The 25,522-nt window shown below is 69.0% G+C and carries 28 protein-coding genes, 1 tRNA gene and 1 riboswitch; of the genes, 11 read left to right on the forward strand and 18 right to left on the reverse strand.

Translation table 11 applies throughout. The annotated features are described in order from the left end of the window. Positions 1 to 38: 38 nt before the first annotated feature. On the reverse strand, positions 39 to 1,412 hold the full coding sequence (locus tag ACFYR3_RS25510; RefSeq protein ID WP_389284799.1) for a DUF445 domain-containing protein: 1,374 nt from the start codon (positions 1,410 to 1,412) through the stop codon (positions 39 to 41). 228 nt (positions 1,413 to 1,640) lie between these two features. On the opposite strand from ACFYR3_RS25510, the gene ACFYR3_RS25515 reads away from it, so the two are divergent. Then, complete coding sequence (locus ACFYR3_RS25515) at positions 1,641 to 2,972, forward strand: SGNH/GDSL hydrolase family protein (protein ID WP_389284800.1); 1,332 nt, start codon at positions 1,641 to 1,643, stop codon at positions 2,970 to 2,972. A 187-nt stretch (positions 2,973 to 3,159) separates the two neighbouring features. Here ACFYR3_RS25515 and ACFYR3_RS25520 read toward each other — a convergent pair whose 3' ends face one another. The 4 genes from ACFYR3_RS25520 to ACFYR3_RS25535 form a co-directional block, all read right to left on the reverse strand. Then, complete coding sequence (locus ACFYR3_RS25520) at positions 3,160 to 4,032, reverse strand: DUF1707 domain-containing protein (protein WP_389284801.1); 873 nt, start codon at positions 4,030 to 4,032, stop codon at positions 3,160 to 3,162. 83 nt (positions 4,033 to 4,115) lie between these two features. Beyond that, on the reverse strand, positions 4,116 to 5,066 hold the full coding sequence (locus tag ACFYR3_RS25525) for an ABC transporter ATP-binding protein (RefSeq protein WP_355848986.1): 951 nt from the start codon (positions 5,064 to 5,066) through the stop codon (positions 4,116 to 4,118). 142 nt (positions 5,067 to 5,208) lie between these two features. Continuing rightward, positions 5,209 to 6,054 (reverse strand): ABC transporter permease, encoded by an 846-nt coding sequence (locus tag ACFYR3_RS25530; RefSeq protein ID WP_389284820.1) that lies wholly within the window; start codon positions 6,052 to 6,054, stop codon positions 5,209 to 5,211. 91 nt (positions 6,055 to 6,145) lie between these two features. Continuing rightward, complete coding sequence (locus ACFYR3_RS25535; RefSeq protein WP_355848908.1) at positions 6,146 to 6,946, reverse strand: ABC-2 family transporter protein; 801 nt, start codon at positions 6,944 to 6,946, stop codon at positions 6,146 to 6,148. Between the two features lie 198 nt (positions 6,947 to 7,144). On the opposite strand from ACFYR3_RS25535, the gene ACFYR3_RS25540 reads away from it, so the two are divergent. Beyond that, positions 7,145 to 9,661, forward strand: a complete 2,517-nt coding sequence (locus ACFYR3_RS25540; RefSeq protein ID WP_389284802.1) for a transglycosylase domain-containing protein — start codon at positions 7,145 to 7,147, stop codon at positions 9,659 to 9,661. A 123-nt stretch (positions 9,662 to 9,784) separates the two neighbouring features. Here ACFYR3_RS25540 and bcp read toward each other — a convergent pair whose 3' ends face one another. Beyond that, positions 9,785 to 10,252 carry a thioredoxin-dependent thiol peroxidase gene (gene bcp, locus ACFYR3_RS25545; protein ID WP_037619171.1) on the reverse strand — a complete coding sequence of 156 codons (468 nt, stop codon included), beginning with the start codon at positions 10,250 to 10,252 and terminating at the stop codon, positions 9,785 to 9,787. A 135-nt stretch (positions 10,253 to 10,387) separates the two neighbouring features. Here bcp and ACFYR3_RS25550 point away from each other — a divergent pair, with 135 nt between their 5' ends. The 3 genes from ACFYR3_RS25550 (at position 10,388) to ACFYR3_RS25560 (ending at position 11,600) form a co-directional block, all read left to right on the forward strand. Beyond that, the gene (locus tag ACFYR3_RS25550; protein ID WP_355848902.1) at positions 10,388 to 10,726 is read left to right on the forward strand and encodes a DUF3618 domain-containing protein; all 339 of its coding nucleotides are present in this window, start codon (positions 10,388 to 10,390) and stop codon (positions 10,724 to 10,726) included. A 97-nt stretch (positions 10,727 to 10,823) separates the two neighbouring features. Then, positions 10,824 to 11,126 carry a co-chaperone GroES gene (locus ACFYR3_RS25555; RefSeq protein WP_103554526.1) on the forward strand — a complete coding sequence of 101 codons (303 nt, stop codon included), beginning with the start codon at positions 10,824 to 10,826 and terminating at the stop codon, positions 11,124 to 11,126. A gap of 48 nt (positions 11,127 to 11,174) precedes the next feature. After that, positions 11,175 to 11,246: riboswitch (guanidine-III (ykkC-III) riboswitch) on the forward strand. A 33-nt stretch (positions 11,247 to 11,279) separates the two neighbouring features. Next, positions 11,280 to 11,600 carry a multidrug efflux SMR transporter gene (locus tag ACFYR3_RS25560; protein ID WP_356781021.1) on the forward strand — a complete coding sequence of 107 codons (321 nt, stop codon included), beginning with the start codon at positions 11,280 to 11,282 and terminating at the stop codon, positions 11,598 to 11,600. A gap of 28 nt (positions 11,601 to 11,628) precedes the next feature. Here ACFYR3_RS25560 and ACFYR3_RS25565 read toward each other — a convergent pair whose 3' ends face one another. After that, positions 11,629 to 12,150, reverse strand: coding sequence for a GNAT family N-acetyltransferase (locus ACFYR3_RS25565; protein WP_389284803.1), 522 nt, complete (start codon positions 12,148 to 12,150; stop codon positions 11,629 to 11,631). Between the two features lie 143 nt (positions 12,151 to 12,293). On the opposite strand from ACFYR3_RS25565, the gene ACFYR3_RS25570 reads away from it, so the two are divergent. The 3 genes from ACFYR3_RS25570 (at position 12,294) to ACFYR3_RS25580 (ending at position 13,713) form a co-directional block, all read left to right on the forward strand. After that, positions 12,294 to 12,947 (forward strand): HNH endonuclease, encoded by a 654-nt coding sequence (locus tag ACFYR3_RS25570; protein WP_389284804.1) that lies wholly within the window; start codon positions 12,294 to 12,296, stop codon positions 12,945 to 12,947. Further along, positions 12,944 to 13,630: an HNH endonuclease gene (locus tag ACFYR3_RS25575; RefSeq protein ID WP_389284805.1), complete on the forward strand. Its 687-nt coding sequence runs from the start codon at positions 12,944 to 12,946 to the stop codon at positions 13,628 to 13,630. The genes ACFYR3_RS25570 and ACFYR3_RS25575 overlap by 4 nt, the downstream gene beginning before the upstream one ends. Then, a tRNA-Leu gene (locus tag ACFYR3_RS25580) sits at positions 13,630 to 13,713 on the forward strand. Before ACFYR3_RS25575 ends, ACFYR3_RS25580 begins: the two co-directional genes overlap by 1 nt. A 49-nt stretch (positions 13,714 to 13,762) precedes the next feature. Here the strand turns inward: ACFYR3_RS25580 and rdgB are convergent. The 4 genes from rdgB to ACFYR3_RS25600 all read right to left on the reverse strand — a co-directional run bounded on the left by rdgB (position 13,763) and on the right by ACFYR3_RS25600 (position 16,278). Continuing rightward, positions 13,763 to 14,365, reverse strand: a complete 603-nt coding sequence (rdgB, locus tag ACFYR3_RS25585; protein ID WP_355848892.1) for an RdgB/HAM1 family non-canonical purine NTP pyrophosphatase — start codon at positions 14,363 to 14,365, stop codon at positions 13,763 to 13,765. Between the two features lie 250 nt (positions 14,366 to 14,615). Continuing rightward, positions 14,616 to 15,014 (reverse strand): hypothetical protein, encoded by a 399-nt coding sequence (locus tag ACFYR3_RS25590; protein ID WP_355848889.1) that lies wholly within the window; start codon positions 15,012 to 15,014, stop codon positions 14,616 to 14,618. Between the two features lie 146 nt (positions 15,015 to 15,160). Beyond that, on the reverse strand, positions 15,161 to 15,907 hold the full coding sequence (gene rph, locus ACFYR3_RS25595; protein ID WP_355848886.1) for a ribonuclease PH: 747 nt from the start codon (positions 15,905 to 15,907) through the stop codon (positions 15,161 to 15,163). A 137-nt stretch (positions 15,908 to 16,044) separates the two neighbouring features. Then, positions 16,045 to 16,278: a PTS glucose/sucrose transporter subunit IIB gene (locus tag ACFYR3_RS25600; protein WP_351122607.1), complete on the reverse strand. Its 234-nt coding sequence runs from the start codon at positions 16,276 to 16,278 to the stop codon at positions 16,045 to 16,047. Positions 16,279 to 16,451: 173 nt separating this feature from the next. Between ACFYR3_RS25600 and ACFYR3_RS25605 the strand changes: the two genes are divergently transcribed. Both ACFYR3_RS25605 and ACFYR3_RS25610 read left to right on the forward strand, forming a co-directional pair. Further along, the gene (locus ACFYR3_RS25605) at positions 16,452 to 17,738 is read left to right on the forward strand and encodes a PTS transporter subunit EIIC (RefSeq protein WP_355848883.1); all 1,287 of its coding nucleotides are present in this window, start codon (positions 16,452 to 16,454) and stop codon (positions 17,736 to 17,738) included. Positions 17,739 to 18,003: 265 nt separating this feature from the next. After that, positions 18,004 to 19,251 (forward strand): PTS transporter subunit EIIC, encoded by a 1,248-nt coding sequence (locus tag ACFYR3_RS25610; RefSeq protein ID WP_355848880.1) that lies wholly within the window; start codon positions 18,004 to 18,006, stop codon positions 19,249 to 19,251. 71 nt (positions 19,252 to 19,322) lie between these two features. Here ACFYR3_RS25610 and ACFYR3_RS25615 read toward each other — a convergent pair whose 3' ends face one another. Then, positions 19,323 to 20,075 carry an MBL fold metallo-hydrolase gene (locus ACFYR3_RS25615; protein ID WP_355848877.1) on the reverse strand — a complete coding sequence of 251 codons (753 nt, stop codon included), beginning with the start codon at positions 20,073 to 20,075 and terminating at the stop codon, positions 19,323 to 19,325. 251 nt (positions 20,076 to 20,326) lie between these two features. Here ACFYR3_RS25615 and ACFYR3_RS25620 point away from each other — a divergent pair, with 251 nt between their 5' ends. Then, positions 20,327 to 20,800, forward strand: a complete 474-nt coding sequence (locus ACFYR3_RS25620) for a type II toxin-antitoxin system PemK/MazF family toxin (RefSeq protein ID WP_389284806.1) — start codon at positions 20,327 to 20,329, stop codon at positions 20,798 to 20,800. A gap of 243 nt (positions 20,801 to 21,043) precedes the next feature. On the opposite strand, the gene ACFYR3_RS25625 is transcribed toward ACFYR3_RS25620, so the two are convergent. From ACFYR3_RS25625 to ACFYR3_RS25650, 6 genes are all read right to left on the reverse strand, one after another. Next, the gene (locus tag ACFYR3_RS25625; protein WP_355848871.1) at positions 21,044 to 21,994 is read right to left on the reverse strand and encodes a cysteine synthase; all 951 of its coding nucleotides are present in this window, start codon (positions 21,992 to 21,994) and stop codon (positions 21,044 to 21,046) included. A 16-nt stretch (positions 21,995 to 22,010) separates the two neighbouring features. Next, positions 22,011 to 22,289, reverse strand: a complete 279-nt coding sequence (locus tag ACFYR3_RS25630) for a MoaD/ThiS family protein (protein ID WP_355848868.1) — start codon at positions 22,287 to 22,289, stop codon at positions 22,011 to 22,013. A gap of 115 nt (positions 22,290 to 22,404) precedes the next feature. After that, positions 22,405 to 22,506: a putative leader peptide gene (locus tag ACFYR3_RS25635; RefSeq protein WP_311736770.1), complete on the reverse strand. Its 102-nt coding sequence runs from the start codon at positions 22,504 to 22,506 to the stop codon at positions 22,405 to 22,407. A gap of 79 nt (positions 22,507 to 22,585) precedes the next feature. Further along, entirely contained in the window at positions 22,586 to 23,008 is a 423-nt protein-coding gene (locus ACFYR3_RS25640) for a M67 family metallopeptidase (RefSeq protein WP_355848865.1), read from the reverse strand. A 110-nt stretch (positions 23,009 to 23,118) separates the two neighbouring features. Further along, complete coding sequence (locus ACFYR3_RS25645; protein WP_355848862.1) at positions 23,119 to 24,570, reverse strand: amino acid permease; 1,452 nt, start codon at positions 24,568 to 24,570, stop codon at positions 23,119 to 23,121. A 331-nt stretch (positions 24,571 to 24,901) separates the two neighbouring features. Further along, positions 24,902 to 25,507 (reverse strand): DUF2017 domain-containing protein, encoded by a 606-nt coding sequence (locus tag ACFYR3_RS25650; protein ID WP_355848859.1) that lies wholly within the window; start codon positions 25,505 to 25,507, stop codon positions 24,902 to 24,904. Between the last annotated feature and the right edge of the window lie 15 nt (positions 25,508 to 25,522).

Raw genomic sequence — 25,522 nt, forward strand, 5'->3', positions numbered from 1 at the left:
TCGAGTGAAGGCCGCCCGGGTTCCCGGTCTCCGCCCGGTTACGCCCCCAACGCCCGCGACACCACGTAGATCAGCAGTCCGGCCAGCGAGCCGACCACCGTGCCGTTGATCCGGATGAACTGCAGGTCACGGCCGATGTTCGCCTCGATCTTCTTGGTCGTGTGCTCGGCGTCCCAGCCCGCGACCGTGTCCGTGATGAGCGAGGTGATCTCCTTGCGGTACGTCGTCACGACGTACACCGCCGCGCCCTCCAACCAGCTGTCGACCTTGGCCTGGAGCTTGGGTTCGGTGGCCATCCGGGCGCCGAGGGACAGCAGCGAGGCCCGCACGCGCAGCCGCAGCTCACTGCGCTCGTCCTCGGCCGCGGACACGATCATCGACCGTACGGCCGTCCACGCGGAGGCGATCAGGTCCTGGACCTCGCCGCGGCCCAGCACGTCGCCCTTGAGGCGCTCCACGCGCGCGCGGGTGTCGGTGTCGGACTGGAGATCGGAGGCGAAGTCGGTGAGGAACCGGTCGAGGGCGCCGCGGGCCGGGTGGGACGGGGAGTCGCGCATCTCGGTGACGAAGCGGAGCAGTTCCTTGTAGACGCGCTCGCCGACCTTCTTGTCGACGAAACGGGGCGTCCAGCCGGGCGCGCCGCCCTGAACGGCGTCCATCACCTGCTCGTCGTGGAACACCAGCCAGTCGTGGGCGCGGGTGACCACCAGGTCGACGAACCGTCTGTGCCCGCCGTCCGCGACGATCCTCTCCAGCATCTTCCCTATGCCGGGGGCGATCTCCTGGGCGTCGGCGCGACGGGTGATCGCCTCCCCGACCACGGCCTGGACGTCGGAGTCCCTGAGGACCGTCAGCGCGCCTCTGAGCGCCGCGGCCAGTTCGGCCGTGACCCGGTCGGCGTGGTCCGGATCGGCGAGCCAGGCGCCCAGCCTGCTGCCGATGCCCACCGCGCGCAGCCGCTGCCGGACGACCTCCTCGGAGAGGAAGTTCTCGCCGACGAACTCGCCCAGCGAGACGCCCAGCTGATCCTTCTTGGTGGGGATGATCGCGGTGTGCGGGATGGGCAGGCCGAGCGGGTGCCGGAAGAGGGCCGTGACCGCGAACCAGTCGGCCAGCGCGCCGACCATGCCCGCCTCGGCGGCCGCCGCGACATAGCCGGCCCAGGCGCCCGCGCCTTCGTGCGAGGCCCATTTGGCCAGTATGTACACGAGGGCGACGAAGAGCAGCAGCCCGGTGGCGGTCGTCTTCATCCGGCGCACACCGCGGCGCTTCTCCTCGTCGGCGGGGCTGAAGGTGTTCATCGCCCGGCCCGGCGGTCCGGCGGTCGGCGCGGCGTTCACCGCGTTCGTGGCGGTGCCGGGACGGGCATGCTGCTCCATGTCGTCCGCTTCACCCGAATTCGTGCGTTCCATTCACTCCACCCGTTCGCAGGCCCTGTCGCACCCCGTTCACATTGTCCCTTTCTCCCTCTCTTCCTGACCGACTCCTGGAACGACACAGGAGTTCCCGGCGTCTGTTCGGATGGGGAATCGACCAGGGTGTCCCCTAGGGGGTGGGTCGGAGCTCGTCCACCGCATGGCGCATCATGGAGTGATCGCATCGGAGCCCCTGGCTCCCTCGTTCGAGGAGAAACGCGCCGCATGACCAAGCGTCACGGTTATGCCCTGCTGGCCGCAGTCCTCGCCGTGGTCGTGACCCTTTGCGCAGCCATATACCTGGGCGTCGCGGCCGACGACGGCAACGGCCCCAGGGCCGACGTCGCCGGTGACCGCACGTCGCACAACGCGGCCGCCCCCGCCTCCACCGGCACCTGGGTCGGCGCCTGGTCGGCCTCCCCGGCCGGAGCCGAGCCCGGCACGGAGCCGAGCGGTCTGGCGGGCCGCTCCGTGCGCAACGTCGTGCACACGGCCGCCGCCGGTACGGCTGCCCGCATCACGCTGTCCAATCTCTACGGGCGGCAGCCGCTGGTCATCACGCACGCCACGATCGCCGTCGCCGCGACCGCGAACAACGCCGCCGCCGCGGTCGACACCATGCGCCGCCTCACGTTCGGCGGCGCCACGACGGTCGTGGTCCCGGCCGGCGGCCAGGTGAAGAGCGACGCCGTACGGGTCCGTGTCCCGCACGGCGTGGACGTCCTCGTGACGACGTACTCGCCGACCCCGTCCGGTCCGGTCACCTACCACCCGCGCGCCCGGCAGATCTCGTACGTGGCCGACGGCGACCGCACCGAGGACGTCAGCGCCGTCCCGTACACCGAACAGAGCCCGTACTGGCGTTACTTGACCGCGGTCGACGTGCTCAGCAACGAGGCCACGGGCACCGTCGCCGTCCTCGGCGACTCGCTCACCGACGGCGTCACCTCCACCTTGGGGGCCAACCGCCGCTGGACGGACGTCCTTTCGGAACGGCTGCGCGCGTCGGCCGGATCCGGCACCACACCCCGCTACACCGTCGTCAACCAGGGCATCAGCGGGAACCGGGTCCTCGCCACGGGCTTCGGCCGACGGGCCGACAGCCCCAGCGGGCTGAGCCGGTTCGGACGCGACGTGCTCGACCGTACGAACGTCAGGGCCGTCGTCATCGACCTCGGCGTCAACGACATCCTGCGCAACCCGAACCAGGTCGATCCACGCACCGTCACCGACGGCCTGCGGACCCTGGTGCGGCAGGCGCACGCCCATGGACTGCGGGTGGTCGGCGCCACGCTGATGCCCTTCCAGGGGTACCGCGGGTACACGGACGCGCGGGAGGCCGTACGCCAGGCCGTGAACGCGGAGATCCGGGCCGGGAGGGTGTACGACGCCGTCGTCGACTTCGACAGGGCACTGCGGGACCCGTACAACCCGCGCCGGCTGCGGACCGACTACGACTCGGGCGATCACCTGCACCCCAGCGACAAGGGGTTCCGGCGGATGGCCGACGTGTTCGACCTGAAGGACCTGAAGGGGTCGGCTCCGGCGGACCTGTGATCCACCGGAGGCCGGCGGCCCACGACGGCACAGAAGATCCGCGGCTCCGGACGACTCCGAACGGCCCAAAAACGGCTCGGAATGGCTTGGAACGGCTTGGAACGGCTCCGGACCTCAACGACCCCGGACACCTCTTGAGGTCAACGACCCCGTAGACCACCGGAGTTCATTGGTCCTCGTCGCGAATTCAGTAGTCGCCCTCGCGCCGTCGATGGCGGTCCTCACGGCGCTCCCGGTGCCGCTCCCTGCGGTCCTCGTGGCGCCGGCGACGCTCCTCATGGCGCTCACGGCGGTCCTCGTGGCGGTCGCGGATCAGGTCGCGGACGTCGTCGAGCGCGTCGTACGCGTCACCGAGGCCCCCGCCCTGCGAACCCTGCAACTCCTTGCGGGCCTCCCGGCGTTCCAGCTTCTCCCGGCGACGCTCCTCCTTGAGGCGCTGGCGCTCCGCACGGGTGAGTTTGCGCTCGACCCCGACACCGCCCCAGAACGCGAAGCCCGCGATGATCACCCGGGGCGCCCCGGGGTCGCCCGCCCGGTCCGACTCACGGTGGTCGAAACCGCCCATGATGCCGATACCGCGGACGACGACCTCGACGCCGGGCGGCACGATCACGTTCATCCCGCCCATGACCGCGACGCAGTTGATGACGACCTCGCGGTCCGCGAAGTTCGCCTCGCGCAGGTCGATCTCGCCTCCGCCCATGAAGGCGAAGGTGTTGAAGCGCTTCGGCACCGTCCAGCGGCCCTTGCGCTCGAAGCCGGACAGGATCGCCACGGCCCAAGAGGACGAGCCCTCGCCGCCGACGATACGAGCGCCCCAACTCCCGTCGTCCACCGGCTGCTTGACCATGGAGATGCGAGCGGTCGGGGCCGCGCCCGGCAGATCGCGGGTGATCGGCGCCAACTCCCCGTAGGTACGGGCCGCGTACGTCGCCTCCAGCCGCTCCTCGAACTCCTCCATGTCGAGACGGCCCTCCGCGAGGGCGTCCCTCAGCTGTTCGGTGACTCGTTCACGATCGGCGTCGGAGGCGCGCAGCTCCGGGAGTTCGTCGTCGGTCATGGACAGCAGCCTACGAGTTCCCCCGCCCGCTAGCCATCCGGCCCACCCTTCCGGCAGCCTCCGCCACGCGACCGTCCTCCCGGCTACGAGCCGGTCTTCCCGGCGTACATGCGGCTGATGACCGCCTCGATGTCCGGCTCCCGCACCGAGAGGTCCACCAGCGGGTAGTCGGCCGCGATCCGCGCCACCAGCGGAGCGGCCGACCGGGCGGCGGGGAAGGCCAGCCACTGCCGCGGCCCCTCCACCTTCACCACCCGCGCCGACTCCACCTCGATCGGCGGCAGTTCCCGCTCCAGGTCCACGATCAGGGTCCGCTCGCTCTCCCCCACCTCGTGCAGTCCGCTCAGCGCACCGTCGTACATCAGCCGCCCGTGGTCGATGACCATCACCCGCCGGCACAGTTGCTCGATGTCGGTGAGGTCGTGCGTGGTGAGCAGGACGGTCGTGCCGCGCTCGGCGTTCAGGTCCCGCAGGAACTCCCGGACCCGCACCTTGCTGACCACGTCGAGCCCGATCGTCGGCTCGTCGAGGTAGAGCACCTCGGGATCGTGCAGCAGGGCCGCCGCGATGTCGCCGCGCATCCGCTGTCCCAGCGACAGTTGCCGTACGGGAACGTCCAACAGGGCGCCGAGCTGCAGGAGTTCGACACAGCGGTCGAGGTTCTCCCGGAACCGCGCGTCCGGGATGCGGTACATGCGATGCATCAACCGGTAGGAGTCGATCAGCGGGAGGTCCCACCACAGCGTCGTACGCTGCCCGAACACGACCCCGATCCGGCGCGCGAGACGGGTGCGCTCGCGGGACGGGTCGAGCCCGGCGACCCGCAGCCGGCCGCCGGACGGGGTGAGGATGCCGGTGAGCATCTTGATGGTGGTCGACTTGCCGGCGCCGTTCGGGCCGATGTAGCCGACCATCTCGCCGCGCGCGACGCTGAAGGAGATCGAGTCGACGGCCCGCACCTGCCGACGCTCGCCGCGCAGGAAGCCCGTCCTCTTGCGCACGTCGAAGACCTTCTCGACACCGTCGAGTTCGATGAAGCCGGCCTCCGTGCCCGCTTCCGTCTCCGGGCCGGCTCCCCTGCCCGTCTCCTGGCCTGCTTCCACGCCTGTCTCCTGGCCCGCTTCCCCGCCCGGAGTGGTGAATTCGCTGTTTCCGGCGATGGCCACGCCCATTCCCCTAACTTCCCGTACTCCGGTACGCGCGCAGCCCCGCGCGCCAGGCGATCCCGGCCAGCGCGCAGCAGCCCGCCGCCACGAGTGGTGGTGCGAACGCGACCCACGTCGGCAGGTCGAGCGGATAGGGCCGCCCCAGCACATACAGCGCGGGCAGCCAGTTGACGAAGGCGAGCGGGAGGACGAAGGTCACCCCGCGCAGCAGATCCTTGGCGAAGACGGTCGGCGGGTACTGCAGAAGCGTATTGCCGCCGTACGTGAAGGAGTTCTGCACCTCCGAGGCGTCCTGTGCGACGAACTGGAACGCCCCGCCCGCCACGAACACCGCCGAGAAGATCGCTCCGCCGCTGAGCAGCGTCATCGGGATCATCAGCACCTTGAGCGGCGTCCAGTGGATGTCGAGGACGGCGAGGGCGTATCCGAGGACGAGCAGCCCCTGGGTGATCCGGCCGAGGCGGCGCAGCGCGAAGCGGTCCGCCGCGACCTGCGCGAGCACGGGCGCGGGACGCACCAGGAGTATGTCGAGGGTGCCGTCGCGCACCCGGCGCCCGAGCCGGTCCATCGAGCCGAGCCCCAGGTCAGCGAGCCCGAAGGCGGTACCGGAAAGCCCGTAGAGCAGGGCGACCTCGGGCAGGCTGTAGCCGCCGAGCCGGTCGACCTGCGAGAACATCAGCAGGATCGCCACGAAGTCGAGGGCGGTCGCCGCGAAGTTCCCGAAGGCGGTCATCGCGAAGGAGGCCCGGTAGGCCATCGTGGAACGGATCCACATCGCGGTGATCAGCCGGTAGGCACGCAGCCCGTCCCGCAGCCGCTCGTACGCCCCCTGCCGCTCGAAGGGGTGAGCGTCCACCGCGCGGACCGTCTCCCGCACCGAGCCGACCACGGTCCGCGCCCCCTCCCCCACGGAACCGGCCACCTCGCGCGTCCCCTCCGCCACCGGGTCAGCCACCCTGAACCACCACCCTTCGCGTCGCCACCGACTGGACCAGCCGCCCGGCCGCGAGCAGCCCGACCGCCCAGGCGGCCTGTACCGCGAACGTGCCCAGCGGGTCGGCCGTGCCGAGCAGGACGTCCACGGGCGCCTGGATCAGTGACGACCAGGGCAGCGCCCGTACGACCTCTCCGAGGGCGCCCGGGAAGACGTTCAGCGGCAACAGCATCCCCGAGCAGAAGATCCCCGCGATGAAGGTCAACTGCGCCACCCCCGCACCGTCGAGCAGCCAGAACGCGGACAGCGCCACCAGGAAGCGGATCGCGAAACTGACGACCACCCCGAGCGCGACCGCGACCAGGAAGGCGAGCCAGGTCAGCGGATCCGAGGGCAGCGCGAGGTCGAAGACGAGCGCGCCGAAGGCGAGCGGGACCACTCCACGGCCCATCAGATGGAACAGCGCCCGGCCCATGTCCTGCGCGAGCCACCACATCTGGAGGTCGGCCGGCCGGTACAGGTCGATCGCGATGTCACCCGTACGGATGCGCTCGATCAGTTCGTCCTCGAAACCCCCGCCCATCACCGCGACCACCATCAGCAGCGCCTGGCTGACCCACACATAACTGAGCGCCTGCGCCTGGTCGTAGCCGCCGAGGTGCGGCTTGGTGTCCCACAGGGCCATGAACAGGTACGCCAGGATCAGCCCGAAGACGGTGTTGGTGAAGACACCCGCCGCGGTGGCGATCCGATAGGTGGCGTACCGCCGGAACCCGCTTCCCGCGACAGCCGCGTACAGCCGCGCCGTGCCCACAACCCGTCCCTTTCCCCAGCGTTGAGCCAAAGCGCAGGAGCCTAGCCCCGGCCCGGCGTGGCCCGCCAGGCATTTTCCGGCGCGACGCGTGCCGGACGAGGGAACGGAACGCATGGTGCGAGAGTCTTCAAGAGGGGGCGTACCAGGCGTACGAGGGCGTATGGGAACGTACGATGCGAAACAGGAGTCCGCGAACAGATGAGCGACGAGCCGCAGCAGCGCAGCCAGGGCTGGGCACCCAGGGAACCGGGAGCGGGCCCCCGCCCGGCCCCGGCCACCGCGGCGGAACAGCGGACAGGACCGCGGACGGCACCGGGCAGGCCCGGCAGGAAGCCGAAGCGTAAACAGCGGCCGAAGCGGACCGGCCTGCGCAGGCTCGTCCCGACCTGGCGCATGCTGCTCGGCACGATCCTCGGCTCGGTGCTGCTCCTGGCCGGCCTCTTCGCGCTCGGCTACTTCCTCGTCAGGATCCCGTCCGCGAACGCCGCCGCGATCAAGCAGAGCAACGTCTACCTGTACGCCGACGGCAGCCAGCTCGCCCGCGACGGTGACGTCAACCGCGAGAACGTCTCGCTCACGCAGATCTCCAAGGACGCCCAGCACGCCACCCTCGCCGCCGAGGACCGCGACTTCTACAGCGAGTCCGCCATCGACCCCAAGGCGATGCTCCGCGCCGGCTGGAACACGGTCACCGGCAAGGGCCGACAGTCCGGCTCGACGATCACCCAGCAGTACGTGAAGAACTACTACCTGGGCCAGGAACAGACGGTCACCCGGAAGGTGAAGGAGTTCTTCATCTCCATCAAGCTCGACCGGGAGAAGAGCAAGGACGACATCCTGGAGGGCTACCTCAACACCAGCTACTACGGCCGCAACGCCTACGGCATCCAGGCCGCGGCCCAGGCCTACTACGGCGTGAACGCCAGGGACCTGACCGTCGGTCAGGGCGCCTACCTCGCCGCGCTGCTCAACGCGCCCAGCGAGTACGACGTGATCGCGCACCCCGAGAACAGGGCCGCGGCCCTCGCCCGCTGGAACTACGTCCTCGACGGCATGGTCAAGCAGAAGTGGCTGACCCGGGCCGCACGCGACCGCGTCGCCTTCCCGGCGCCGAAACAGGCCAAGGGCCCGGCGGGTCTCTCGGGCCAGCGCGGCTACCTCGTGCAGGCCGTCAACGACTATCTGGCCTCGAACAAGATCCTCGACGAGGACACCCTCACCAGCGGCGGCTACCGCATCACCACCACACTCCAGAAGTCCAAGCAGGACGCCTTCGTGAAGGCCGTCGACGACCAGGTGATGGACCAGCTCGACAAGAAGAACCGCAAGGTCGACACCTACGTCCGCGCCGGCGGCGTCGCCATCGACCCCTCCAGCGGCAAGGTCCTCGCGATGTACGGCGGCATCGACTACACCAAGCAGTACGTCAACAACGCCACCCGCCGCGACTACCAGGTCGGCTCCACCTTCAAGCCGTTCGTCTTCACCTCGGCCGTCCAGAACGGCTCAGGGACCCGGGACGGCGGCCCCATCACCCCGAACACCGTCTACGACGGCACCGACCAGCGCCCCGTGCAGGGCTGGAACGGCGGCTCCTACGCCCCGGAGAACGAGGACGGCGTCTCGTACGGTGACATCTCCGTCCGCACCGCCACCGACAAGTCGGTCAACTCGGTGTACGCGCAGATGGCCGTCGACGTCGGCCCGGCCAAGGTGGAGAAGACCGCCGTGGCCCTCGGCCTCCCCGCCGACACCCCCGACCTGACCGCCTCCCCCTCCATCGCGCTCGGCCCGGCCACCGCCAGCGTCCTCGACATGGCGGAGGCGTACGCCACGCTCGCCAACCACGGCAGGCGCGGCACGTACACGCTCGTCGGAAAGATCACCAAGGACGGCTCGGAGGACGTGAAGCTGTCGGCCCAGGACGTCCGGCCGAGCGCCCGGCAGGTGGTGAGCCGCGAGGCCGCCGACACGACGACGTCCATGCTCCAGAGCGTCGTCGACGGCGGCACCGGCCAGGCCGCGCAGAACGCCGGCCGGCCCGCCGCGGGCAAGACCGGCACGGCCGAGGAGGACACGGCCGCCTGGTTCGCGGGCTACACCCCCGACCTGGCCACCGTCGTCTCGGTGATGGGCCAGGACCCCGAGACCGGCGCCCACAAGTCCCTGTACGGCGCCCTCGGAATGGCCCGCATCAACGGCGGCGGCTACCCCGCGCAGATCTGGGCCCAGTTCACCCAGGACGCCCTGGACGGAACCGAGGCCTCGGACTTCGACCTCCAGCTCCAGCCGGGCGCCGACGAACCGGACGACACCGGCCTCGACCCCAGTGATCCGGCCGCCGTCGACGGCCAGGACACCGGTGGCACCACGGACGGCGGCCAGGACGAGAACGGGACCCAGGGCGGCGCCAACGGCAGCACACCGGCGTCGACGAACGGCCAGACACAGGGCCAGGGCCACACCCAGGGCCAGACCAACGGCCGGACCCAGGGTCAGAGCCAGGGGCAGACCAACGGCGGCGCGCACGCCTCCGGCGGAACCACGACCGGCACCACCGGTGGCACCACCACGGACGGCGGTACCACCGGATCCACCACGACCGGCGGCACCACGACCGACGGGGGCACCCTGGACGGCGGCATCACGGGCACGACAGCGGGCCAGGGACCACTGAGCGGGCTCACACCCAGGAAACAGCAGCAGAAACACTGAGCGGGCTCAGGCCCGCAGGGGCGGAGGTCAGACCGGAGGTCAGACCGGAAGTCAGACCGACAGCCGGACCGACAGCCGGGCCGGAGGCCGATCCGATCCCCGTACCGGAGGTGGTTCCGGCGGTCAGATCCCCAGATCCTTGATGATCTTCGCCACGTGCCCGGTCGCCTTCACGTTGTACAGCGCCCGCTCGACCTTGCCCTCCTCGTCCACGACCACCGTGGAACGGATGACACCGACGACCGTCTTGCCGTACAGCTTCTTCTCACCGAAGGCCCCGTACGCCTCCAGGACCGTCTTGTCGGGGTCCCCGACCAGGGTGACCTTGAGCGACTCCTTCTCACGGAACTTGGCGAGCTTCTCGGGCTTGTCCGGGGAGACGCCGATGACGTCGTAACCGGCGCCCGCCAGCAGGTCGAGGTTGTCCGTGAAGTCGCAGGCCTGCTTCGTGCAGCCGGGGGTGAGGGCGGCCGGGTAGAAGTAGACGATGACCTTGCGGCCCTTGTGGTCGGCGAGGGAGACCTCGTTGCCGTCGGCGTCGGGCAGGGTGAAGGCGGGGGCGGTGTCGCCGGGCTGCAGTCGCTCGCTCATCTGAACCTCACGTGGCCGGGGTGGATGGAATGGATATGGAACGAGCGTAATGGGGGGTCCCGAGGGGTGCGGTCCGGTCCGAACTGACAGACTGTCCGAATCAGGGAGTCACTACACGACCACGGAGGCAGCGCGGTGTCGGATACGTCGAGAACGCCGGATACCAGGACTCCGGCGCAGATCGAGGCGGACATCAAGCACCGCCGCACAACACTCGCCGACACGCTCGACGAGATCGGCGTACGGGTGCACCCGAAGACCATCGTCGGAGACGCCAAGGCGAGGGTCGCCTCCAACATCGATCACACACTCGGACGCGCCTACATCGGCGTCAACCGCGTCGTCGGCGATGTGAAGGGGCAGTTCGTCACCGAGGAGGGCGCGCCCCGGCTGGAGCGCATCGTGCCGGCGGCTCTCGTCGCGGTGGGACTCGTCGGACTGCTCGTGGTGGGCACGCGCCGCCGCAAGCGCTGACCCGCCCGCGTACGAAACAGGCCGGGACAGGTAGGTTCGGGACGTGAGCGCCAATCGTGCAACGCACAGCACCCATGACGACAAGCTGCCCATCCGGATGCTGCACGACCGCGTGCTGGTGCGGCAGGACGCCGCCGAGGGCGAGCGGCGCTCCGGCGGCGGCATCCTGATCCCCGCGACGGCGGCCGTCGGCCGTCGCCTCGCATGGGCCGACGTCGTCGCGGTCGGGCAGAACGTCCGTACGGTGGAGCCGGGCGACCGGGTCCTGTACGACCCCGAGGACCGTGCCGAGGTCGAGGTGCGCGGGATCGCCTACGTGCTGATGCGTGAACGCGATCTGCACGCCGTGGCCGCGGACCGCTTCGAGGGGTCCGAGGACTCCACCGGCCTTTATTTGTAGGGCATACGCCACCCAAAGGGGCCGGTGACCATGGTCACCGACCCCTTTGCCATTCTTTTGCTACGGTGGAAGAACCCCGACGAGACGCGCCGTACCGGGGCTCCGCAAAGACGACGCACCCCCGTCAAGCGTCGTCTCCCGGAGGTGCCTCCCATGGCCTGGGTTCTGCTCATCCTCGCCGGTCTGCTCGAAGTGGGCTGGTCGATCGGAATGAAGTACACCGACGGCTTCACACGCCTGGTCCCCAGCGTCCTCACCGCCGCCGGCATCGTCACGAGCATGGTCCTGCTGTCGTACGCCGCCAAGTCGCTCCCGATCGGCACCGCCTACGGCGTCTGGGTCGGCATCGGCGCGGCGGGCGCGACGATCCTCGGCATGACCATCCTCGGCGAACCGGCGACCGCCGCCCGCATCTTCTTCGTCTGCCTGCTCCTGGTCTCGGTGGTGGGCCTGAAGGCTACGTCGGGCCACTGACCCACCCGCCGCAGCCGCAGCACCCGCGTCAGAACGAGATCCACACGTCAGGAGCCAGGTCCGGCCGCCCGGGGACGCCCCTGCGCTCCTCGGTCCACGCGTCCCCTGCGATCTCGGAGGCGACCCGACGCCAGAAGCGCACGGCACCCAGGTTGCCGTCCTGAAAGGCGACCTCCCACGGTCCCGGATGCCGGGCGACGACGTCCCGGACCGCGTACAGCCCGACGCCTGTCCGCCGGACCCCACGCACTACGAAGAAACTGTTCAGTACCCGTGCGGGACCGGTCAGCGCCCGCACGAACGCGAACCCGACCGGATGCCGACCGACCGTGAAGAGATACGGGGACCAGTCGTCGGGGTCGGTGAAGGCGGCGTGGAGCCGCTCGTCGCGGAACGTCCCGTCCGGTCGGGGCAGTTGACCACCGAACTCGGACAGGTCGTGCCGGAACAGCAGCCAGAGCCGCTCCACGGCCGGCCGATCGTCATCGGTCGCCCGACGAACGGTGACGTCGCCGGGCAGGATTTCTCTCTTGAACTGGGTCACAGACATGAAAAAAGCCTCCCGAGCGGACAGAAGTCCCAGCCCGGAAGGCTTCACCGACGATCGAAAATCTACCACTGAGCGTGACCGTCCGATAAACGGTTCGTTACTCCGTACGAGGTCGCGAACGAGTGACCGGAACGGAGGAGACCATGCCGATCAGTCCGTATACCAAGGAACGCCTGGCGGAGGCGGCTCGGGCGTCGAAAACGCTGTCGGAGGCGTTGACGAAAGTCGGTGTGGATCCTAAGAGTTCGACGCGGCGGTACGTCCTTGAGCGGATGAAGAAGCTCGGCGTGGACACCACTCACTTCGAACGTGAGGGAGCGCGGTGGACCAAGGAGATCCTCGAACCGGTCGTCTCCGCATCAACAAGCGTGTACGACGTGCTGCGCCGACTCGGACTCGACCCGGTGGGCGGTCACCACACCAACATCCACCGCCGGATCAAGGCGTACGGCATCGACACCTCACACTTCCAAGTCCCAACCCAACGTGGGCAGACCAGACGATCTCACACGCCCGAGACCTTGCTTGTCGAGCAGTCGACTGATCACACCCGGCGCATCCCGAGCGGCCAACTCAAACGGGCGATGACGACCCTGGGCGTGCCCGAACGTTGCGCGCACTGTGGCACGGATCCGACCTGGCGAGGTCATCCACTTCCTCTGGAGGTCGACCACATCAATGGAAACTGGCGTGACAACCGCATCGAGAACCTCCGGCTCCTCTGTCCCAACTGCCACTCCACGACGGACAGTTACCGAGGTCGCGCCAAGGGGCGTATCAGTGGTGGCGCCTCATGAGCAGCGGTGTGCGGTACACCCGTGAGCGGTTGACGCAAGCCGCCGAACAGTGCTCCGATATCGACGAGGTCATCGCCCTTTTCGGCACCCAGCCATACGGCTACCTCCGGCGCTACCTGACGAGACGCTTCGCTCACTTCGGAATCGACATCTCGCACTTCCAGCACTGTGGCAGCCACACCAAACAGACTCGGCCTACGCCTGACGAACTGCGCGTGGCGGTGGCAGAGTCATTCTCCATCGCACAAGCGCTTCGTCACCTCGGCCGCCCGGATAACGGCAGCCAACGCGCACTGTTTCGCCAGTGGATCACCGAAGAACGCCTCCCGACCACTCACTTCCTGGGACAGGCACACCAGCGGGGAAAGCCGGGCACGTCGCCTGCCAAACGGCCGGAGGAGATTCTGATCCAGCACAGTGGGAAACGCCGGACCAGGACGTTGCAGTTGCGCCGAGCGCTCTGCCAAATCGGCACACCCGAGCAATGTGCCGAGTGCGGCACTGGATCTGCATGGCTCGGAAAACCAATGACGCTGGAAGTCGACCACATCAACGGAGACTGGAGCGACGACCGCCAGGAGAACCTCCGTTTGCTGTGCCCCAACTGTCATGCGATCACGAGCACCTGGTGCAGGGGAGGCAGACCGCCACTCCCGACTCCCGGTACGATGGCAGGCGGCTAGCGGCGGTGGCGCAGTGGTGACGCAGCAGACTTAGGATCTGTGGCCCGTGAAACGGCTTGAGGGTTCGAATCCCTTCCGCCGCACCTGAACGGCCTGCGAATCGAAAGATGCGCAGGCCGTTTTTGTGTGCGCTCAGCCCAACAACTCCCGCACCACCGGCACCAGTGCCCGGAACGCCTTCCCCCGGTGGCTGATCGCGTTCTTCTCCGCGGGGGTCAGTTCCGCGCAGGTTCGGGTGTCGCCGTCGGGCTGGAGGATCGGGTCGTAGCCGAAGCCGTTCGTGCCGGCCGGGGTGTGGCGGAGGGTGCCGCGCAGTTGGCCCTCCACGACACGTTCCGTGCCGTCCGGCAGGGCGAGCGCCGCCGCGCAGGCGAAGTGGGCGCCCCGGTGCGGGGCGTCGATGTCGGAGAGCTGGGCGAGGAGCAGATCCAGGTTGGCCCGGTCGTCGCCGTGGCGGCCGGCCCAGCGGGCGGAGAAGATGCCCGGGGCGCCGTTCAGGACGTCGACGCACAGGCCCGAGTCGTCGGCGACGGCGGGCAGGCCGGTGGCCTGCGCCAGCGCGTGGGCTTTCAGCAGGGCGTTCTCGGCGAAGGTGACGCCGGTTTCCTTGACGTCGGGGATGTCGGGGTAGGCGTCCGCGCCGACGAGGTCATGGGTGAGCCCTGCGTCGGCGAGGATCGCCGTCAACTCGGTGAGCTTTCCGGCGTTGCGGGTGGCGAGGATCAGGCGGGTCATGGTCGCCAGTATCTCCGAGTCCGGGCCCGGGTCCGGCCCTTGTCCGGTCCCGAGTCCGGCCCTGGCCAAGGTCCTTCCGTCCGGCCCCTGTCCCGTCCCACGTCGGGCCTCTGGCCAAGGCCCTCAGTCCGGTCCGGTCCGGTCCCGAGTCGGGCTCCCTGCCAGGTCCCGAGTCCAGCCCCCGTCCGGTCCCTGGTCGGCCCCCTCGTCCGGTCCCGAGCCGGGCCCCGCCCGGTCCACCCCGCAGCCGCTACGGCGTGCACACCTTCGTCAGTTCGCCCGCCGCGGCCGTGACGGGGCTGATGTCGGGGGTGCTGTCGCCGTTCTTGACGGCCGTACGGACGTTGTCGACGGCCTTGTTGAGGTCGTCGACCGCCTTGTTGACGTCGGTGTTGTCGGTCTTGTCGCCTATCTTGGCGAGGTTGTTCTCTATGGAGTTGAGGGACGCGTCGGTCTGCGTCGGGTCGTTCGCCGCGTTCTCGACGGCCTGTTGGAGCGCTGTGACACTGTCGGCGATCGAGTCGGCGGTCTGCACGCAGTCGAGCGCCTTGTTGACCGCGTCGCAGCCGACGGCCGCCGGCAAGGCGACGAGTGCGGCGACGACGGCCAGTGCGGCGGTACGGCGGCGATTGCGGTGGCGCGCGGCCATGGAACGGTCCCTCCCCGTGGGCATGATGTGGGTGCGGCCACGTCGGCGGACCGCACCGGCCCGCTGCGCGGTCGGCCCGATCCGCCCGAAGGGGCCGGCGGGCGCACGGCTGGACCGTACGCCCGTACCCATAAGAACGCGAAGGGTTAACCCGCGGTTGCCTCACCGGTCGCTTCGAGTACCGCGCGCTGGATGGCGGCGAGTTCGTCGCAGCCCGCGACGGCCAGGTCCAGCAGGGCGTTGAGCTCCTTGCGGTCGAAGGGCTCGGCCTCCGCGGTGCCCTGGACCTCGACGAAGCGGCCGTCGCCGGTGCACACGACGTTCATGTCGGTGTCGGCCCTGACGTCCTCCTCGTAGCAGAGGTCGAGGAGGGGGACGCCGCCGACGATGCCGACGGAGACCGCCGAGACCGTGCCGGTGAGCGGCTTGCGGCCGGCCCGGATCAGCTTCTTGCCCTGGGCCCAGGTGACGGCGTCGGCCAGGGCGACGTACGCGCCGGTGATGGCCGCGGTGCGGGTGCCGCCGTCGGCCTGGAGGACGTCGCAGTCGAGGACGATGGTGTTCTCGCCGAGTGCCTTGTAGTCGATGACGGCGCGCAGCGAGCGGCCGATGAGGCGGCTGATCTCGTGGGTGCGGCCGCCGATCTTGCCGCGGACCGATTCGCGGTCGCCGCGGGTGTTGGTGGCGCGGGGCAGCATGGAGTACTCGGCGGTGACCCAGCCCTCGCCGCTGCCCTTGCGCCAGCGCGGGACACCTTCGGTGACGGAGGCCGTGCAGAAGACCTTGGTGTCGCCGAAGGAGACGAGGACGGAGCCCTCGGCATGCTTGCTCCAGCCACGCTGGATGGTGATGGGGCGCAGCTGTTCGGGGGTGCGGCCGTCGATTCGAGACATGGCGTCGAGCCTATCCGCACAGGGGTGAGGGGCTGCCCGCCGGTGGCGGAAACAGCCCCTCACGGGTGAGCCGGAGCTTCTGAAGCGGTGTGCTGCGGCTCGCGGGGAGCCGGGTCGGCTTCAGTGGGTTCCGTCGCTCACATCATGTCTTCGATCTCTCCGGCGATGGGGTCGGCGTCGGTGCCGATGACGACCTGGATGGCGGTGCCCATCCTGACGACTCCGTGCGCGCCGGCGGCCTTCAGGGCGGCCTCGTTCACCAGGTCCGGGTTCGCGACCTCGGTGCGGAGCCGGGTGATGCAGCCTTCGACCTCTTCGATGTTGTCGATGCCGCCGAGCCCGGCGACGATCTTCTCAGCCTTGGTGGCCATGTCCTACTCCCTGATCAGAACCGCTTTGTCGCAGTAACCCACAGTTGGCCCATCTTCGCGAGCGGTCATGTCGTGGGTGCCGAAGGATGGCGATCACGACAGAGCGACGCGTCGCGACTGGTCTACACCAGTGGGCGGGCTGTCGCCAAACCGGCCCGGCCCGGAGGACGCCCATGAGTGCCGTCAGCGCCGTCTCGCCAGCGCGCGCCCGCTGGAACAAGGCTTTCCAGGGGCTGCAGAAGATGGGCCGCAGCCTGCAGCTGCCGATCGCCGTGCTGCCGGCGGCGGGCATCCTCAACCGGCTGGGGCAGCCGGACGTGTTCGGTGCGGAGGGGCTCGGCTGGGACAACCTCTCCAAGGTGATGGGGGCGGCGGGCGGCGCGCTGCTGGACGGCCAGCTCGGACTGCCGATGCTGTTCTGTGTCGGCGTGGCCATCGGTATGGCGAAGAAGTCGGACGGCTCCACGGCGCTCGCGGCGGTCGTGGGCTTCCTCGTCTACTACAACGTGCTGCGCGCGTTCCCGGAGACCTGTCCGGGCGGGAGCGTCAAGATCAAGCTGGGCTGCCAGCTGGAGGACAACTCCGTCGTGGAGTTCAGCTACCAGAACCCCGGGGTCTTCGGCGGCATCGTCATCGGGCTGCTGTCGGCGTACTTCTGGCAGCGCTACCACCGGACGAAGCTGGTGGACTGGCTCGGCTTCTTCAACGGGCGGCGCCTGGTGCCGATCATCATGGCATTCGTGGCCGCCGCGTTCGCCTCGCTGTGCGTGTGGGTCTGGCCGCCGATCGGTACCGGGCTGGAGAACTTCAGTGACTGGCTGGTGGGCCTGGGGGCGTGGGGTTCGGGTGTGTTCGGGCTGGCCAACCGGGCGCTGCTGGTGATCGGTCTGCATCAGTTCCTGAACGTGCCCATCTGGTTCCAGTTCGGCAGTTACACCAAGCCGGACGGTCAGGTCGTGCACGGGGACATCAACATGTTCCTGGCGGGCGACCCGAACGCGGGGCAGTTCCTCACGGGCTTCTTCCCGATCATGATGTTCGCGTTGCCTGCGGCGGCGCTGGCGATGACGCACACCGCGAAGCCTCATCGCCGCAAGGAGATCGGCGGTCTGATGCTGTCGGTGGCGCTGACGTCGTTCGTCACGGGCATCACCGAGCCGATCGAGTACTCGTTCATGTTCATCGCGCCGCTGCTCTACGTGGTGCACGCGGTGCTCACCGGCGTTTCCATGGCGGTGACATGGGGGCTCGGGGTGCATGACGGCTTCAGCTTCTCGGCCGGCTTGATCGACTACATCATCAACTGGAACCTGGCGACCAAGCCGTGGGCGATCGTGCCGATCGGGCTGTGCTTCGGCGCCGTGTACTACGCGATCTTCCGGTTCGCGATCACGAAGTTCGATCTGAAGACTCCGGGGCGGGAGCCCGAGGAGGACGTCGAGGACACCACCAAGGCATAGGCCTCCGCGCCAAGACGCGGGCTCACGCAGACCTCGCAGACCTCTTCAACGAAGGGCCCCCGGACCAGCTGGTCCGGGGGCCCTTCGCCATAACCGGAACCACTTGTTCCCGTTATGGCCGAGACCACAAAATTCGTGGGTTCCTTATCCAGCCTTCACCGTGCTAGAAACAGGTCTACACCACTGAGTGGTGTAGACCACGTGGTCGCTGCCAAGCACAGTTTCGCCCTTCCCGCCCCCGGCAGCGCCAGCACATGGAGGAACTATGAGCACCGCCACCGCATCGGCGGCACCCGCAAAGAAGCGGGGATCCGGCCTGTTCCAGGGCCTGCAGAAGGTCGGCCGCAGCCTGCAGCTGCCGATCGCCGTGCTGCCGGCGGCGGGCATTCTGCTCCGGCTCGGCCAGCAGGACGTGCACGACAAGCTAAACCTGCCCGACAAGGTCACGGCAGTGTTCGCCACGGCCGGTGGCGCGATCTTCGACAACCTCCCGATGCTGTTCTGCATCGGTGTCGCGATCGGCTTCGCCAAGAAGGCGGACGGCTCCACGGCCCTCGCCGCGCTGGTCGGCTTCCTGGTCTACAGCAACGTGTTGAAGGCGTTCCCGGTCACCGAGGCGAAGATCCAGAAGGGCGCGGACATAGCCGCGACCTACAACAACCCCGGCGTCCTCGGCGGCATCGTGATGGGCCTCCTGGCCGCCGTGCTGTGGAAGCGATACCACCGCAAGCAACTGGTGGACTGGCTCGGCTTCTTCAACGGCCGCCGCCTGGTGCCGATCGTCATGGCCTTCGTCGGCACCGCGATGGGCGTCTTCTTCGGTCTGGTCTGGGAACCGATCGGTGAGGGCATCTCGAACGTCGGCGAGTGGATCACGGGTCTGGGCGCCGTTGGAGCGGGCCTGTTCGGTCTCGTCAACCGCGCACTGATCCCGGTCGGCATGCACCAGTTCGTGAACACCGTCTCCTGGTTCCAGATCGGCGACTTCAAGAACTCGGCCGGTCAGGTTGTCCACGGTGACCTCAACCGGTTCTTCGCCGGTGACCCGACCGCCGGTCAGTTCATGTCGGGCTTCTTCCCGATCATGATGTTCGGCCTCCCGGCCGCTGCGCTCGCCATCGCGCACTCCGCCCGGCCCGAGCGCCGCAAGGCCGTGCTGGGCATGATGATCTCGCTCGCCCTGACCTCCTTCGTGACCGGTGTGACCGAGCCGATCGAGTTCTCGTTCATGTTCATCGCGCCGGTGCTCTACGCGATCCACGCGGTCCTGACCGCGCTGTCCATGGCGATCACCTGGGCGCTCGGGGTCCACGCGGGCTTCACCTTCTCCGCGGGAGCCATCGACTACGCGCTCAACTGGAACCTGGCGACCAAGCCATGGCTGATCATTCCGATCGGCCTGGTCTTCGCGGCGGTCTACTACTTCGTCTTCCGCTTCGCGATCACCAAGTTCAACCTCCCCACCCCGGGCCGTGAGCCCGAGGAGGAGATCGAGGACCTCACGAAGGCGTGAGCCGTCCCTCCATACGACCGAAGGCCCCCGGAACCACCTGGTTCCGGGGGCCTTCGTGTACGCGGACGGCGTCAGATCTCGTACACAGCCCCCGGCGCCGCCAGTTCCACCGGACCCGTGTACGCCGAGCGGGCGTCCGTCAGGTTGGTGTGGGCGTTTGTCCACGGGGGGATGTGGGTGAGGACGAGGCGGCGGGCGCCTGCGTGGGCGGCGGTCTCGCCGGCCTCGAGGCCGTTGAGGTGGAGGCCGGGGATGTTCTCCTTGCCGTGGGTGAACGCGGCCTCGCACAGGAACAGGTCCGTGTCGCGGGCGAGTTCGTCCAGGGCCTCGGTCACCCCGCTGTCCCCGGAGTACGTCAGTGACCTTCCGCCGTGCTCCACCCGGATGCCGTACGCCTCGACGGGGTGACTCACCCGCTCCGTGTGCACCGTGAACGGGCCGACCTCGAACGTGCCCGGCTTGACGGTGTGGAAGTCGAAGACCTCGCTCATCGAGGACGCGGACGGCGTGTCGCCGTAGGCCGTGGTCAGCCGGTGCTCCGTTCCCTCGGGTCCGTAGACGGGGATCGGGTCGCAGCGGCCGCCGTCGTGGCGGTAGTAGCGCGCGACGAAGTACGCGCACATGTCGATGCAGTGGTCGGCGTGCAGATGACTGAGGAAGATCGCGTCGAGGTCGTAGAGACCGCAGTGGCGCTGCAGCTCGCCCAGGGCACCGTTGCCCATGTCGAGAAGCAGCCGGAAGCCGTCGGCCTCTACGAGATAGCTCGAACAGGCCGATTCCGCGGACGGGAACGACCCTGAGCAGCCGACGACGGTGAGCTTCATAAGAGCTGGAACCTCCGCGCTGGCAGGAAGTGCAGAGAGAATAGATGCGGGGTGCAGGTACTCGGTTGCAGATACGGGAACGGGGGTCGTGCGGTCCATCGAGCGTAAGGCGCAAAAGGGCCGGTCGCTCCTCCGCCAGGGGCTGTTGTGGGCGAACTCACCTGTGGTGTCACCGGTTCGGATGGACCTTGGGGCAACCGGGGTCCGTACCGGGCGGGCGCGGGCACATGCGCGCCGGTACCTTCTTTGCTATGGACACGTCCTGGTGGCTCGCGTTGGCGGCGGTGGTATTGCTCGCGCTGGTCGCGACGCTGGTGGACGGCTGGGGGCGCCGCGGGCGCCGGCCGGCCGGGCGGAAGCGTCCCCCGGGGCGGCCCACGGGTCCCCGCCGCGGCGGAACGCTCCGCGGCGGGCCGCTGCCCAAGGCGGCGGAGATCTGGTGGGCGAACGTCCCCTACGAGGACGGACCGGGGGCCAAGGACCGGCCGTGTCTGGTGCTGGGTGTGCGTGGGAAACGGGTGACCGTCGCGAAGATCACCAGCAAGTACCACGGCGAGCGGCCCGGGGTGATCCCGCTGCCGCCGGGGGCCGTGGGGGACGCTCACGGGCGGCCGAGCTTCCTGGAGACGGACGAGCTGCGCGAAGTGCCGGTCGGCGACTTCCGGCGGCGGGTCGGCGTGGTGGATCCGCTCCTGTGGGACCAGGTCCGCTACCTGTCCCGCTGAAGCCGAGCGCCCGCTCCGCGCGCGGGCGTGCTTCCCCTTCCCACCGAGCGCGGGCTTCTCCGCCGAGGGCGGGGACACCCAGCTTCGCTTCACGCCGGAGGCATGCTCCCCCTTCCCCGCAGCGGCGGGGGCGGCGCCCTTGCGGGGGCTCTCCTCGTCGGCGCGGAAAAGCCGGAGGGCGCCGGACCGTGATCGGTCCCGCGCCCTCCGGTCCAGCCCGTCCAGCCCGTCCAGCCGCCCGGGCTACGCCCAGAGCTGTCCCTGCAGTTTCTCGATCGCCTCTTCCGTCGTCGCCGCCGTGTAGACGCCCGTCGACAGGTACTTCCAGCCGCCGTCCGCGACCACGAAGACGATGTCGGCCGGCTCATCGGCCTTGACGGCCTTGTTGCCGACGCCGATCGCGGCGTGCAGCGCGGCTCCGGTGGAGACGCCCGCGAAGATGCCCTCCTGCTGGAGGAGTTCCCGGGTGCGGGTGACCGCGTCCGCCGAGCCGACGGAGAAGCGGGTGGTGAGGACAGAGGCGTCGTACAGCTCCGGTACGAAGCCCTCGTCCAGGTTCCTGAGCCCGTAGACCAGGTCGTCGTAGCGCGGTTCCGCGGCGACGATCCTGACGTCCGGCTTGTGTTCGCGCAGGAAGCGTCCGACGCCCATGAGGGTGCCGGTGGTGCCGAGGCCCGCCACGAAGTGGGTGATGGACGGGAGGTCCGCGAGGATCTCCGGGCCCGTCGTGGCGTAGTGGGCGCCGGCGTTGTCCGGGTTGCCGTACTGGTAGAGCATCACCCAGTCCGGGTGCTGCGCCGAGAGTTCCTTGGCGAGGCGGACGGCGGTGTTGGAGCCGCCGGCGGCCGGGCTGGGGATGATCTCGGCGCCCCACATGCCGAGCAGCTCACGGCGTTCCTGCGAGGTGTTCTCCGGCATCACGCAGACCATGCGGTAGCCCTTGAGCTTCGCCGCCATGGCCAGCGAGATGCCGGTGTTGCCGCTGGTCGGCTCCAGGATCGTGCAGCCCGGAGTCAGGCGGCCGTCCTTCTCCGCCTGCTCGATCATGTGGAGGGCCGGCCGGTCCTTGACCGAACCCGTCGGGTTGCGGTCCTCCAGCTTCGCCCAGATACGGACGTCCGCGGACGGCGAGAGCCGCGGCAGGCGCACCAGGGGGGTGTTGCCGACCGCGGCGAGCGGGGAGTCGTAGCGCATCGGAGACCAGGGCCGATCAGGCCATGCCACCGGCGACGGCCGGCAGGATCGTGACGTTGTCGCCGTCGGTCAGCTTGGTGTTGATGCCGTCGAGGAAGCGGACGTCCTCGTCGTTGAGGTAGACGTTGACGAAGCGGCGCAGTTCGCCGCCGTCCACGATCCGGGCCCGGATGCCCGCGTGACGGGTGTCGAGGTCGGTGAACAGCTCGGCAAGGGTCGCCCCGCCGCCCTCGACGGCCTTCTCGCCGTCGGTGTAGGTGCGGAGGATGGTGGGGATGCGGACCTCGATGGCCATGGTTGCGGGCTCCTGTCGGAAGGAAAGTCAGGTCGGAAGACGCGCGGCAGCGCGGGCAGGGCAGGGGGTACGCCGGTTGCGGTGCCGCGGCTCTCGGCCGTACGGCGGCGGCAGGTCAGCGCGTACAGATGGCGCTCTGCAGCCTGCACAGGTCGACGTGCAGCCGCGCCACGAGCAGCATGCCCGGCGTCTTGTCGCTCACGTCGTGGAAAACCATGGGCTCATCGTATCGATTCCCGGTACGGGCTCCGGAGTGTGATCTCGCATCGCGGACGTTTTTTGACCGGTGGGTGGGATCAGTAGCTCTCTACGACCTTGACCTCCTCCTCCGTGACCTCGCCTTCCACGATCCGGTACGAGCGGAACTGGAAGGGGCCGGCGTCGTCGGTGTCCGCGGTGGAGACCAGGACGTAGTGCGCGCCGGGTTCGTTCGCGTACGCGAGGTCGGTGCGGGAGGGGTAGGCCTCGGTCGCGGTGTGCGAGTGGTAGATGACGACGGGCTCCTCGTCGCGGTCGTCCATCTCGCGGTAGAGCTTCAGCAGGTCGCCGGAGTCGAACTCGTAGAACGTGGGCGAGCGGGCCGCGTTGAGCATCGGGATGAACCGCTCGGGGCGGTCGGTGCCGGCGGGTCCCGCGACGACGCCGCAGGCCTCGTCGGGGTGGTCCTGGCGCGCGTGCGCGACGATCTGGTCGAACAGGGCGTCGGTGATTCTCAGCATGCTGGTCAGGATAGACAGAAGGGCCGTCCCGTACCGAGGCGTGGTACGGGACGGCCCGTATGCCGGACGTCCTGAGCGTTGGCCGGTGCGGCCGGGCGTCCGTGCGGCGGTCAGCCGACCGACTCGAACTCCGGTTCGCGGCGTTCGGTGACCTGGGGGTTGCGTGCCTTGAGAATCGCCCAGCCGACGGCCAGGGCGGCGGTCCAGACGGCCATCACGTACAGGCAGATGCGGGACTCGGAGTCGTACGCGATCAGGCAGGTGACGAAGAGGAGGAACACGACCGCGACCCAGCTGCACTTCGCGCCCCCAGGGGCCGGGAAGGACGATGCGGGCAGCCGGCCGGCGTCGACCGCGCGGCGGTAGCGGATGTGGCTGACGAGGATCATCAGCCAGGTCCAGATGCCGGCCGCGGTGGCCACCGAGGTGACGTAGCTGAAGGCCTTCTCGGGGACGAGGTAGTTGAGGATCACGCCGATGCCCATGAAGAGCACGGAGATCGTGATGCCGAGCGCGGGCGTCTTGGTGGACGACAGCTTGCTGAAGACCTTCGGGGCCTCGCCGCTGTCGGCGAGGTTCCGGAGCATGCGGCCCGTGGAGTACATGCCCGAGTTGCAGGAGGACAGGGCGGCGGTGAGGACCACGAAGTTGACGATGGCCGCGCCGGCCGGGATCCCGATCTTGGCGAAGGCCGCGACGAAGGGGCTCACACCTGGCGCGAACTCCGTCCACTTCACGACGCAGAGGATGACCGTGAGGGCGCCGACGTAGAAGAGGGCGATGCGCCACGGGAGGGTGTTGATGGCCTTCGGGAGCGTCTTCTCGGGGTCCTCGGACTCGCCCGCCGTGACGCCGACGAGTTCGACGGCGAGGTAGGCGAACATGACGCCCTGGAGGGTCATCAGGGACGAGCCGATGCCGTTGGGGAAGAAGCCGTCGAACTGCCAGAGGTTGCTGACGGAGGCGGTGTCACCGGCGGAGCTGAAGCCGAAGGTGAGGACGCCGATGCCGATGACGATCATGCCGATCAGCGCGGTGACCTTGACCATCGAGAACCAGAACTCGATCTCGCCGAAGAGCTTCACCGAGATCAGGTTCGCCACGAACAGGACGACCAGGAACACGAGTGCCGTCACCCATTGGTGGATCCCGGGGAACCAGTAGTGGACGTAGATCGCGGCGGCCGTGAGCTCGGCCATGCCGGTGACCACCCACATCAGCCAGTACGTCCAGCCGGTGAAGTAGCCGAAGAACGGGCCGAGGAACTCGCGGGAGTACTCGGCGAAGGAGCCCGAGACCGGGCGGTAGAGCAGGAGCTCGCCGAGCGCCCGCATGATGAAGAAGATGATCACGCCCGCGAGGGCGTACATCACGATGAGGCTGGGGCCGGCCTTGGCGATGTTCGCCCCGGCGCCCAGGAAGAGGCCGACGCCGATGGCGCCGCCGATCGCGATCATCTGGACCTGGCGGCTGCCGAGCCCGCGCTCGTACCCCTCTTCGGGGGCGTCGCCGCCCACGGCCTCACTGCCGTCGTAACTCTTGCCGACCTGCGATGAGGTCATGTCTGGTGCGCCTTTCTCCATACCGGTCCGAGCCAGTCGCTTGGCTTCGAATCGGCTTCCGATCCCCCCGGACAGGTGGAGCTTGTGCCTGGCCGGCGGTCCGCCGGCTCGGTGGCGCACCCGGCGGGACATGGGTGGTGTCCTGCCGGGCGGTCGTGAAGATCTATCACGGCGGCGGCGTTGATCGGCTGAGGGGCGTGTTGCGCAGACCACAGGAAGAACCGGACAAAATGTCGAACCGCGCCCCAAAGGGCGCGGTTACGGTGACATGATCGTTATCCGGATTTGAGCATCCGCTGAGCGAACACCAGAGGTGTTATGTCCTGACAGTTCAGGGCATAAGGGTTTCGACCAGGGTCTCCTGGAGGCCACCCAGCCAGAGGTACGCCATGACCATCGGCTTGCGCGGGTCCTCGTCGGGGAGTCGGTAGAGGAGGTCGGTGTCCTCCTCGTCCACGACGTCGAGCCGCGAACCGATGGCCAGGCGCAGGTCGTTCAGGGCGCGCAGCCACTGCTGGGACTGCGCGGTGGTCAGCTTGAGGACCGCTCCGCCGTCGCCGCCGGGCGTCAGTCCGTCCAGCGAGCGGATCACCGTGAGGGCGTTCTCGCGCTTGCCCGCACGCAGGTCGTTCTCGGTGAAGCGGCGGAACTCGGCGGAGTGGGCCTGCTGTTCCTCGGCCTGCTCGGGAGAGGAAGCCTCGACGCCGGGGCCGCTGTAGGCGTCGGGGAACAGGCGCTTGAGCACCGGGTCGCTCGGCGGCTCGCTGGGGCCCTCGGCGAACAGCTCGGCGAGCGGGTCGGCGGAGGCGTTCTCCGCGGGGCCGGGACCGATGAGCTCCAGGAGCTGGACGGCGAGGGAGCGGATGATGGAGATCTCGACCTCGTCGAGCGCGACGGCCGCGCCGCCGCCGGGGAGCGGTTCGAAGTGTCCAGGCATGGAGTGAATTCGCTA

Source organism: Streptomyces sp. NPDC005784 (assembly GCF_042871525.1).
GTDB lineage: Bacteria > Actinomycetota > Actinomycetes > Streptomycetales > Streptomycetaceae > Streptomyces.